Source organism: Synechococcus sp. R3-13 (assembly GCF_047462195.1).
Lineage (GTDB): Bacteria > Cyanobacteriota > Cyanobacteriia > Thermostichales > Thermostichaceae > Thermostichus.
Map to the genome: position 1 here is coordinate 6382 of NZ_JANSIO010000297.1, position 10219 is coordinate 16600.

Below are 10219 nucleotides of genomic sequence, written 5' to 3' on the forward strand. Positions count from 1 at the left end.
TACGGGGACGGAGTTCTCGGTCCCGCCCTTTTAAGGGGTATAGTCTGCTTCCTTCTCAACTGTTGTGGATATTCTGCGCAATGCCCCGCTGGGGATTTATCTGGAAGAGCCTCGCACCTGGCTACATCGCCTGGATCCGCGAGTCAAGCTGGCCTGGCTGCTTAGCTTTCTCCTCAGCCCCATTCTGGCCGGCAATGGTTGGCGCTTGGCTGTGGTGGTGGCTCTTCTGCTGCTAACTGTGGCGGCCCGTCTGCCGCGCCGGGTTTGGTCGGGCCAACTCTCCCTGGTGCTGGCCCTGAGCCTGCTCACCTTTGGGATCACCAGCTTGGCGCCGGATGGATTGGGGGTTTTCCCGCAGCCGCAACGGCAGGATATGCAGGTGGTGGGCTATGGGCTGACCGGGATCCCCGCTGTTCCCGTTAGCGGTGCAGGGCACTTCGACTTGGCCGTAGAACAGGGATCCCCAGACCGTGCCTGGCGGGAGCAAACCCGTGCTTGGCAACCCCCTTACCGCTACCGCCTTGTTCAATTTTCCCTGTTGGGGCGAACCTTTCAGGTCTCCCGCCGTTCTCTATCGGTGGCGCTGCGGCTGGGCACCCTCATTTTTACGTTGCTCTACGCCACCCATTTGTTTTTGTTGACCACGGCCCCCGAAGAAATTGCCGAAGGGATCGGCCAATTGTTGCAGCCTCTCCGACGTTGGAGCTGGCCGATTGCCGAAGTGATTCTCACCCTCACCTTGGCGCTACGCTTTCTGCCTCTGGTGATGGAAGAGGTGCAAAACTTGACGCGGGCGGTGCGAACTCGGGATGTGCGCTGGGGATCCCTGAGTTTCCGGGGCGGGATGCAAACCCTGCTGGCTTTGGTGGAGCGCTTTTTTGAAAACTTGCTCCTGCGTGCGGAACAGACGGCCATGGCGATGCAAGCCCGTGGGCTGATCGGCCCAGACCATCCCCTGCGCTGGCACCGCCTACAACTGCGGCGGCTGGATCGCGGTTTACTGGCCCTATTGCCCCTGTTTTGGCTGCTCAGAACCTTGTCCCACTGAGGTGACCGGCAAGGATGGGCCAAAGCCTTTTCCTACCTGGGGGGAAAGTGCTCCGCACCGCTGTCGCGAACGCGATGGGGCTCGTCGCTGCCCATCGGCAGGAGCAGCCGAGAGACACAACGCCCATCGGAAGAGAGGTAAAAGGAGAGCTGGCCCCCCATCCGCTGCACCACCCGTTGACACAGGCTGAGTTCCAAACCAGGACTTACCGATAGAGGCGACTTGAGCAGAGGATCTGCGTAGATCACCTGCTCTGGCCCCAACTGAAGGGCGGCCATCAGGTGAGGGTCGAAGCTGCCCTGATCCACCACCAGCAGCTCTGCATACCCAAAGTGCTCCGCACCGCTGTCGCGAACGCTGGCTTGGCTCCACAGATCCAGCCGCCCCCCTTCCGGGCTGCGCAAACCAGCGGCTGTCAACACCTCCCAGAGCACCATCTCCAGTCGTTCGGGATCCCCCTGGACGGCAATGCTCATGTCCCCATGGGCCCGCGGCCACAGCTTGCGTTTTTGGGTCAGGCCCTCCACCCGGCGCAGGCTTTTGCGCACCAAGGTTGCCAAGGGCACCGACCGCAACTGCGGCTGCACCTGCCAAGTTTCCGACTGCAACAACGGCCCTGTGGAGACGGTCAGATCCCGCAGCCCTCTGCCGATCTCCACCACCTTTTGCCAGCGGGTGGCTTCGTCTCCGGGGATCTCCGGCACCTGACCCAGGCGGTGCAGGCTGTCCAGAAGGGCATTCTGCATATCCAGCAGGCGGCGGTGCTTGTACCAGTTCAACTCCCTGAGCACCTCCTGCCGCTCTTGCAAAGTTTGCATCCAGAGCAAGCGCCGCAGCGTCCAGCCGCAGGTCTGGGCGATCAGCATCACAGCCGCCCGCTCGTCGGGATCCCAAACCTTGCCCGCTTCTGCCCCCAAGATCAAAACTCCCAAAGCTCCCGCCTGAGATTCCGTTGGGACAGTGTTGACCAGCAGCCAGGATCCCAGGCCGGCAGCAAAGTGCTCCGCACCGCTGACGCGACTGAGCCAAGTGCGGCTGGCAGGGGGGATCTGCTCCTGGGTGAGCGGCAGAGGTTCTGCTGACTGCAGCGCGTAGGCCAGTAGGGGATCTTGCAGATCGATCTCGGTGGGGCCGGTCTCCGTCCCGGCAGCAAAAGATGGCTGGAGCTGAGCCCGGCTCTCCCCCGGCTGCCAACTAACCATGAGCGCCAGAGGGATCCCCAGCAATTGGGCCGTCTGTCGGACGGTGGTGGTGTACAGATCTGACAAGGTGGCCGAGTTTTGCAAGGTTAAACAAGTGGTGATCAGGCCCTTGAGCAACTGCTCTTGTCGTTGCCGGCGTTGTTCTGACCGAATTTGCCGCAGGATCACCCCCACCTGTTGGGCGATCCCCCGCAGCAGTTGCCGCTCTTCCCGGCTCCAGGTCCGTAGCTGGGGATGCAACACCAAGAGCAGCCCTTCCACAGGTGTGGTGGCGGTACCGCCGACCCCGGTGTGGGTCAGCATCAAGGAACGAACCCCTGCCAGTTCCTGCCGCCAAGAGAGCAGGCGCAGATCTTGGTCGTAGTTTTCTGCCACGACCACCTCGCTGCGCATGAGATCCTGCCAGTCCTGGTCGCTCAGAGGGCTGAGCTGCTGTGGCAAAGTCTGCTTGCCTTCCCTGCGGTACTCGTAGAAGAGGCGGGGGATGGGGCTGTCGGGATCCACCGTCAACACGGCCACTGCACCGACTTTCAGGCGCTGGGCCAGGCCGACAACGGCTTGCTGGAGAGCCTGTTGCAGCTCCGCCGGGTTGTAAAGCGAGCGGCCCACCTGTTGCACAAACTCTTGGTCATCGGCCAACTGGCGAATGCGGCGATCCAGATTTTCTAGGGGGGCAGCCAAGGCCAACCCATTGGCGGCAGTAGCTACCAACTGTCGCTCAGCGGCTTGCCAGGTACGGGGCACATCCGATTGCACCCAGATAAACCCCAGCAGATCCTTTTCCAGCAAAATCGGGGCCGCCAAAACGGCCTGGGCCCGCAACTGCTGCATCAGCTTGGGGGGAACCTCAGAGCGAGTCGTCCCTGTGCCGCCCACCACCACCTGGCCATCGGCGAGGGTGTAGTACATGTCCCCCAATTCCCGCAGCGAAAGGCTGACCTCCCCTGTTGGCCCTGCTCCGACTTTAGCCCCTTTGGGAACAGGGGGCTGAGAGGACTCCGTCCCCCCGCTGTTGCCAACAGCTTTGGGGGCGCTTCCATGGGGGACGAACTGCCCCTGGCCGCGCTCGTGCCAATACACCTGAATGTGGACGGCGCCCAGGAAAGACTGTAGCTCTTGCTTCACCCAGCTGACCCGTTCCTGCAGGGATCCCGCCTGGCGCATCGCCGTTCCCAACCTCAGGAGTGGATCCTCAAGGCGCTTTTCGGTCTGCTGCTGCCAAGCGTTTTCCAACTCCTGCAGAGAGGCTGCCAACTGCCCCAGCAAAATTCCCAAGAGAGCCTTTTCGTCCTCATGGGTGGTAACCCCCCACATTTGGGATCCCAACATCAGGATCCCCAAGCAGCGCCGCCGTCCTACTGCCGTTCGCGACAGCGGGCCGTAGGCCGAGAAGGGATAAATGAAACAGCCCTGGATCCCGCCCAGTCGCCTGGCCTCCCGCTGCCAAATGCCCATGCGCGGCTCCTGAGAGAGGTCGGGCAGGCTGATCGGTCGCTGCTCGATCACCACCTGCTCCAGGATCTCCCCCGGCTGTAGAGGATGCACCGCCCGCAGTAGGGTTTGATCCTCAAGAAGGGTCACTCCCCCCTGGCCCACCAACTGGTGATTTTGATAATCGTAAAAGGCCAGCCAGATCAGCGGCGCCCCAAACACCGCCCCGACATAGTCGAGGGTGAGCTGAATCAGCCCATTGGCATCCGTTTGCTCTCGCATCTGTTGCAATGTCGCTTGCAGGGCCACCAGGGGAGATATTGACCCAGCTCTATCCGAAGAATAAGGGGGAACAGACTGAACCATACCTGTGTGGATCTATTCCGCAGGTTCCTCTGCAAGCCAATGCCGTATCAGCCAGACTTCAGCTCGTCTCTGTTATGAGCCTTCTCGTCTCCCTGCTTCCTTGTTACTGGGCAACACTGACACAAAAAAGCGAGGAGAAGCGAGCCCGGACTTGTTGCTGTTTGAAACAACTATAGCCCCCAGATGAAAGGCTGGGTAGCAATAGGGGCAGCCGAAGTCTTTGACATGCTCCCCCGCCTAAAGGCAGGGGATTCCGGTTCCTGGTTCTGCGACAACTTGCCGTGTTGGGTTGCCCCTCCACAACAGCGGTGCTCATCTCCCCAGGCGTTCCCCCAAGCGCTACGCGCCACTGATGCAAGCGCAGGGCGGTTTCCTCTCGCGCCAGCGGGACAGAATCCTTATGCCCTTAGGTACCGTTGCGAACAACAACTAAAAAACCTATTGAGGTTGCATCCAGTCGTGAGACTGTTGGGCTTAAGGCCTACGGCCCGCTTACGCGAATAGAGCGGTTGATTACCCTGCCGCTGCGGGCAGCATAGCACACAGCCGCCCTAAAGCGCGGGGCTTTAGACCCAGTTTTTTGGTAAGTGATTAAGTAATTAATTTGGGGTTAATTGTGGGAAGGCTTCACAACTGGGATCCCGCGCAGCTTGTGAGTATGGGTCACCAAGCTCTGGACAAAGTGTTGAAAGCGCTGTTTTAGCTTCTCATCTTTGAGATTGCCTTGCTCGTCAAAAGCGTTCCAAGCCCGACCGATGGCGATTTGCTCTGGGATCACCCAGCCATGCACCCAACGCACAATCAAGCGCATCTGGTTCAGGGTATTGCTGTTGCTCTCGCCGCCCAAAACGCTGATTAACCCAAAGACCTTACCCTCCAGTTGCTCAAAACTCAACAGATCCAGGGCATTTTTCAGGCTGCCGCTGATGCCGCCGTGGTACTCCGGGCTGGCTAGGATGATCCCATCCGCCCGCTTCATGGTTGCTCGTAGGACTGCCACATCGGGATAATCCGCATAGGACTCCGAGCCATCCACAAAGGGTAACTTCATCTGCCGCAGATCGAGGATGTGCAACGGGATCCCCAACTTCTCAAACTCGCGCCGCGCCACCTCCAGCGCCTGGTACGTTAAGGAATTGGGCCGCAGGCTGCCCCCGATTGCCACGAAACGAGCCGCAGAGGTTTCAGCCATGGTGGTTTGAGGATTGCCAGTGAGGGCTTGTAGAGGAGACATGGGCCGGACTCCCGAGCAGACATCAGTTACGTTGCAAACAATCATAACTCATACCAACTCCGAGTTGTAAAGATTTCCTTAACTTTTCTGCTCCGCAACGCTAACACGTTTGCCGAAGGGTCGCGTAGCGATAGCAGCCGGATTCCTATCCAGAACTGGGGATCTGGATACCTCTCGGCAAAGGGATCCAAGGCCAGCGGATCACCTGCAGCAGGTTGGAAAAGTCATCCCGCCAGACGGGATCCCCGGCCTGGGGCAAAAGGGGCTGCCAGGGATCCAGTTCCTGCAGGACTCCAGAGTTTTGGGCCAAAGGGCTCTGCCCTGCTGAGGCGGTCGTCGAAGCGTCGCGCGGCGATAACAGCACCCAGTGGGAAGGGGCCAGCCCCGCCTGGCGTTGCTCAGGGGAGAGATCCCGGTGGTCTTGGTGCCAAGCGTGAAGCTGCAGGGATCCGGCCAGGCCGGCCAACAGCGGGGCCAAGTCGAGGTGGCGGTTGGTGATGTTGAAGAGCAGCCAGCCCTGGGGCTTGAGCTTGCTCAGGTAGAGGGCCAAAGCCTCTTGCGTGAGCAAATGCACCGGCACCGCGTCAGAGCTGAAGGCGTCCATCACCATCAGGTCATAGCTGCCCTCTGGGATCCCCTTGAGGCTGAGCCGGGCATCGCCGAGGATGACCTGCACCCGCGCCCGCGTCTGGGCCCACCGGAGATAGGAAAAATAGCGCCCCGCCCAATCGGCCACGGTGGGATCCAACTCGAAAAACGTCCACTCATCCCCTGGCTCGGCATAGGCGGCCAACGTGCCGATCCCCAGCCCCAACACCGCAATGGCGGGCATGGGATCCACAGTCTGGGCTCTGAACGCCGCAAACACCTGCCCAACGGGCCCAGGCCGAGCGAAATAGGTCAGCGGCTCCAGCGCTTTTTCCGGGTCCAAGTTTTGGCTGCCGTGTAGAGTGGTGCCGTGCAGAAGGCCACGAAAGGATCCCTGCTCAGTTTGGTATTCCACGATCCGGTTGAGGCCGAAGGCGCTGCGCTCGCTGTGGATCACCTGCAGTCCCGGCTGCAGCCAGGGTTGCCCCAGCAGCACAACCAACCCCGCCATTGCTCCCACCCAACCGACCTTGGCCTGCCAGCCAGGGGCTCCGCTCTGCTGCTGTGAACGGCTCTCCCCTGACACCAACAGCGCCAGCACCGCCCAGCCCAACGCCAAACCCACCCCAGCGCCCACCTGCAGCAACGCCTGCGGTTGAAAGTGCAACAGCAGCAAAGGCAGGAGCAGCCCCAGCCCCAGCCACAGGCCCACCCGCCCCCCCTGCGCCCCCAGCACGGCCAGCGACATCCCCAGCAACAGGGGATATTCCAGCACCGTCTCGAACACCTGCGGTGCCAAGAGGGCAGAGAACATTCCCCCCAAACTCCCCCCCAAAGCCAGCCACAGGTAAAACTGCGTCAACTGCTTCACCGGCGGGCGACGGCAAGCTAACCGGCTGTGGCAGCCCCAGCTCACCAGCCCAAAGGTGATCAGATGCAGCGGCAGAAGCAAAAAACCGGGCCTCACCCAGCCCAAGACCTGTACCCCCACCGCCCCGCAGGCCAGAAGAGCTGTCGTTCCCAAAACCCACTCATTGGGGTGGATCCCCCCGAAAGCCAGCATGAGTGTCAGCAGATAGATCCCCAGAGGAATGGCCCACAACAGGGGCACTGCCGCCACGTCGGTGGTCAACAAGGTGGTGACCGCCACCAACAGGCCCGCCGGCAAAAAAGCCAGACCCGCCCAGCGCCAACGCTCTCGCCAGGAAACAGCCCAATTCCCCAGAGCAGCGCTGGATCCCTGGGAATCCGCCCCGCGTTCTTGTTGCTCCGCAACGCTGTTGCGACTGAGCAGCAGACCCACCCCGCTCAGCAGCACCAGGGCTGCCACCAGCGCGTAGGATCCCGTCCACAGGTGAGTTTGCCCAGCCAAAGACAGGCGGGGCTCCAACACCAGCGGGTACCCCAGCAGCCCGCCCAAGCTGCCGGCATTGCTGGCCACATAGAGAAAATAGGGATCCAAAGCCTCCCGTTGCCCCGCGACCCCTCTTGCCGCCAACCCCCGTTGCAGCAACGGCGTCGTCGCCGACAGGAGAAACAGCGGCACCCCAGCTCCCAAAGTCAAGTTTGCCAACAGAGCGAGAGGGGGCCACACTTCTTTCGGTTGGCCGGGGATCCCCAGCTGAAAGGGCAGAAGCCTCAGCCCGACCAGCAGCAAGATCCCGTGGATCAGCACCCCCATCCTGGGATTGAGGCCGCGCCCCAGCCGATCTGCCCACAGGTAGCCCAAAAGCAGGGTGGCCTGAAAAAAGGCCAGGCAGGTATTCCACACCAGGGGGGATCCCCCCCACAGCGGCAGCAGCAACTTGCCCACCAACAACTGTCCCCAGAAGAGGCAAAAAGCGCTACCAAACAAGCTGAGGCCAACTAGCCAAACCAAAGCCGACCCACCGCAAAACCCTCAACTGCCAGTATTCCCCACTTTCTCCCGGAAGCTTGAGATGGGATGTTGTAGCCGCTTGGTGGTGCCCCTTGGGATCACCCAACTCAGAGGAAGGCCGATCCTTGTTCCTCGATTCAAGTGCGCCAACGGGTGGAAGGGGGCCACCCTCCGCCAGTACTCTCAGTTGCCCCAATCACAAGGACTTTGTCTCGCTGTCGCGAACGGTTAGGATCGCAACGCTGACTCAAACTACACTGCACCCCCATGTTGCCATGCAGCGCCAACGCGAACACAGAGCATCGCTGGCTCTGGCGTGACCAGCCCATTCGCTACCAACAGTCGGGATCCACAGGCCCAGCCGTGTTGCTCATCCATGGCTTTGGGGCCAGCAGCGACCATTGGCGGAAAAATTTGCCGGAGCTGGGGCAGCACTGTCAGGTGTATGCGGTCGATTTGTTGGGGTTTGGGGGATCCGCCAAGCCTCTGCCGGGATCCCCTTTGCCCTACACCTTCGAGACCTGGGGATCCCTGGTGGCAGACTTTGTCCGAGAGGTGGTGGGCCAGCCAGTCTATCTGGTGGGCAACTCGATTGGGGGCATCGTGGCTTTGCAGGCGGCGGTTCTGGATCCAGCCCAGGTTTTAGGGGTAGCGATGTTGGATCCCTCGCTGCGGCTATTGCACGAGCGGAAACGGGGCCAGGTCTCCTGGCTGCGCCGCCAGTTTACCCCTTTGCTGCAATCCCTGCTGGGGTGGCCCCCCTTTGGTCGTTTCTTCTTTGCTCAGGTGGCCCAGGCTAGGGCCATTCGCAATATCCTCCTCCAAGCCTACGGGCGCAAAGAAGCGGTTACCGAGGAGCTGATCCAGCTTTTGCTCAAACCCGCTTTGGAGCCGGGGGCGGCAGAGGTCTTTTTGGCCTTTGTGCGCTATTCTCAGGGGCCTTTGGCTGAAGATCTCTTGCCTCAGCTCACCTGTCCCGTCTTGATCTTGTGGGGGGAAGCGGATCCCTGGGAACCCATTGCTCTGGGGCGGGCCCTGGCAGAGTTTCCTTGCGTGGTGGGGTTCATCCCGTTGCCGGGGGTTGGCCATTGCCCCCAGGATGAAGCCCCCGAGCTGGTCAACCCGCTGCTTTTGGATTGGATCCGGGATCCCACCCGAAAACCTGAGAAAGGACTCCATTCTCTCCCCCCAGAAGAGGGGAGCTAGGAAGCGGCGCAGCAAGAGCTTCCCTGGGCTCAAGGATGGCGCGGGCTGCCCTTGGAATTCTCATAATCTACGCCCGACCAAGGTGCTCCAGTTGATCCAGGTTGGGGCCCCTCAGCCGGAATGCCTGGCCAAACCCCTGGATGAAGCTACCAGTTTTGGGGACGATCTGACAGAAGTGAAAATCCGCCAAGCCCAGGATCATCTCGGCAATCTCGTACTTGGCGCGATAAAGGGCCTCAAACCCCTGCGCCTGCGCCTCCTCGCGGCTGAGAAACTGGGCTTCTCCGCTCACCATCACCCGCGGCAGGGCGTGGTTACTGCGGGGATCCCCTGGGGTGGGCGGCTCGTGGATGAGCAGGCTGGCACGGGGATCCGCCCGCAAAGCCTGGGTGTGGCCAGAAAGATCGCTGATGACAATGGCAAAGCGCAAGGGATCCCGCTGCACCACAAAAGGCACCAACGACACCGCCGGGGATCCCTGCTCCAGCACCGCCAAGCTGGCCACCGGCTGGCCATCCAGCAGCATATTTAACTGTTCCAGCACCGACATGGTTGTCCTCCAGTCCCCTTGCTATTATCAGCTCCCCTGTACTGGGACAAGAGCCACAACCCTGCTTACAGGCTGTTCCTGGCCTGGTTGAACTCTGCCCGGCAGCTCGGAGCGTTGGGCATTAACGTTGTAAATAAAACTTTACAATCCTACGCAAAGCGAGCTACGCTGGTGAAGAAAGCACAAGGAGAACCCTATGACCCGATATCGCTCCGTTGTCGTCGAAGAAGGTGGTCGGCTGAACAACTACGCCATCGAGCCGGAAATGTATGTGGACAGCACCCCCCGCGTGGGCTTCACCGACTATGCAGAGCGCTTGAACGGGCGTTTGGCGATGATCGGCTTTGTTGCCCTGATCCTGTTTGAAGCTCTGTCCGGTACCACCCTGCTCGGCTGGCTGCAATCCCTGGGCCGATAAGCCAAAGAACGCTTCCTAGGAAGAGGGCTGTCTCTAATCGCCGATTGACTGTTCGCGATAGTGGGACGGAGTCCTCACTTTGCTGCACAGTTCTCTACAACCTGATGTGCAAACGCTAGGCAGTTGTGCGAGTGTGCAGAGAGCGGGTGGTTAGGTTTATGTTTCTAGACCCCAGCTACCGTTTGAAATGTACCCTAAGCTCTGGGGGAAGTGACATACTCCCATCACTGACCCTACGGGTACAGTGTGGGCTTCTCGCTTCATTGGGGAGCCTACGCAAGAACCCTCTGCGAGCAG

At 60.7% G+C, this 10219-nt stretch carries 7 protein-coding genes; 3 read left to right on the forward strand and 4 right to left on the reverse strand.

All coding sequences use genetic code 11. The features are described from left to right. Window positions 1–64: 64 nt before the first annotated feature. Window positions 65–1048, forward strand: a complete 984-nt coding sequence (locus tag NW856_RS09280; RefSeq protein ID WP_414399937.1) for an energy-coupling factor transporter transmembrane component T family protein — start codon at window positions 65–67, stop codon at window positions 1046–1048. Between the two features lie 32 nt (window positions 1049–1080). Here the strand turns inward: NW856_RS09280 and NW856_RS09285 are convergent, their stop codons facing one another. The 3 genes from NW856_RS09285 to NW856_RS09295 all read right to left on the reverse strand — a co-directional run bounded on the left by NW856_RS09285 (window position 1081) and on the right by NW856_RS09295 (window position 7748). Continuing rightward, entirely contained in the window at window positions 1081–4047 is a 2967-nt protein-coding gene (locus NW856_RS09285) for a GAF domain-containing protein (RefSeq protein WP_414399938.1), read from the reverse strand. A 610-nt stretch (window positions 4048–4657) separates the two neighbouring features. Then, window positions 4658–5281: an NADPH-dependent FMN reductase gene (locus NW856_RS09290; protein WP_414399939.1), complete on the reverse strand. Its 624-nt coding sequence runs from the start codon at window positions 5279–5281 to the stop codon at window positions 4658–4660. A 145-nt stretch (window positions 5282–5426) separates the two neighbouring features. Beyond that, window positions 5427–7748: a spermidine synthase gene (locus NW856_RS09295; RefSeq protein ID WP_414399940.1), complete on the reverse strand. Its 2322-nt coding sequence runs from the start codon at window positions 7746–7748 to the stop codon at window positions 5427–5429. A gap of 267 nt (window positions 7749–8015) precedes the next feature. Between NW856_RS09295 and NW856_RS09300 the strand changes: the two genes are divergently transcribed. Then, on the forward strand, window positions 8016–8954 hold the full coding sequence (locus tag NW856_RS09300; RefSeq protein ID WP_414399941.1) for an alpha/beta fold hydrolase: 939 nt from the start codon (window positions 8016–8018) through the stop codon (window positions 8952–8954). Between the two features lie 67 nt (window positions 8955–9021). Here the strand turns inward: NW856_RS09300 and NW856_RS09305 are convergent, their stop codons facing one another. Further along, window positions 9022–9504 carry a pyridoxamine 5'-phosphate oxidase family protein gene (locus NW856_RS09305; RefSeq protein WP_414399942.1) on the reverse strand — a complete coding sequence of 161 codons (483 nt, stop codon included), beginning with the start codon at window positions 9502–9504 and terminating at the stop codon, window positions 9022–9024. A 196-nt stretch (window positions 9505–9700) separates the two neighbouring features. On the opposite strand from NW856_RS09305, the gene NW856_RS09310 reads away from it, so the two are divergent. Beyond that, entirely contained in the window at window positions 9701–9922 is a 222-nt protein-coding gene (locus tag NW856_RS09310; protein ID WP_414328818.1) for a high light inducible protein, read from the forward strand. The last annotated feature ends 297 nt before the right edge of the window (window positions 9923–10219 follow it).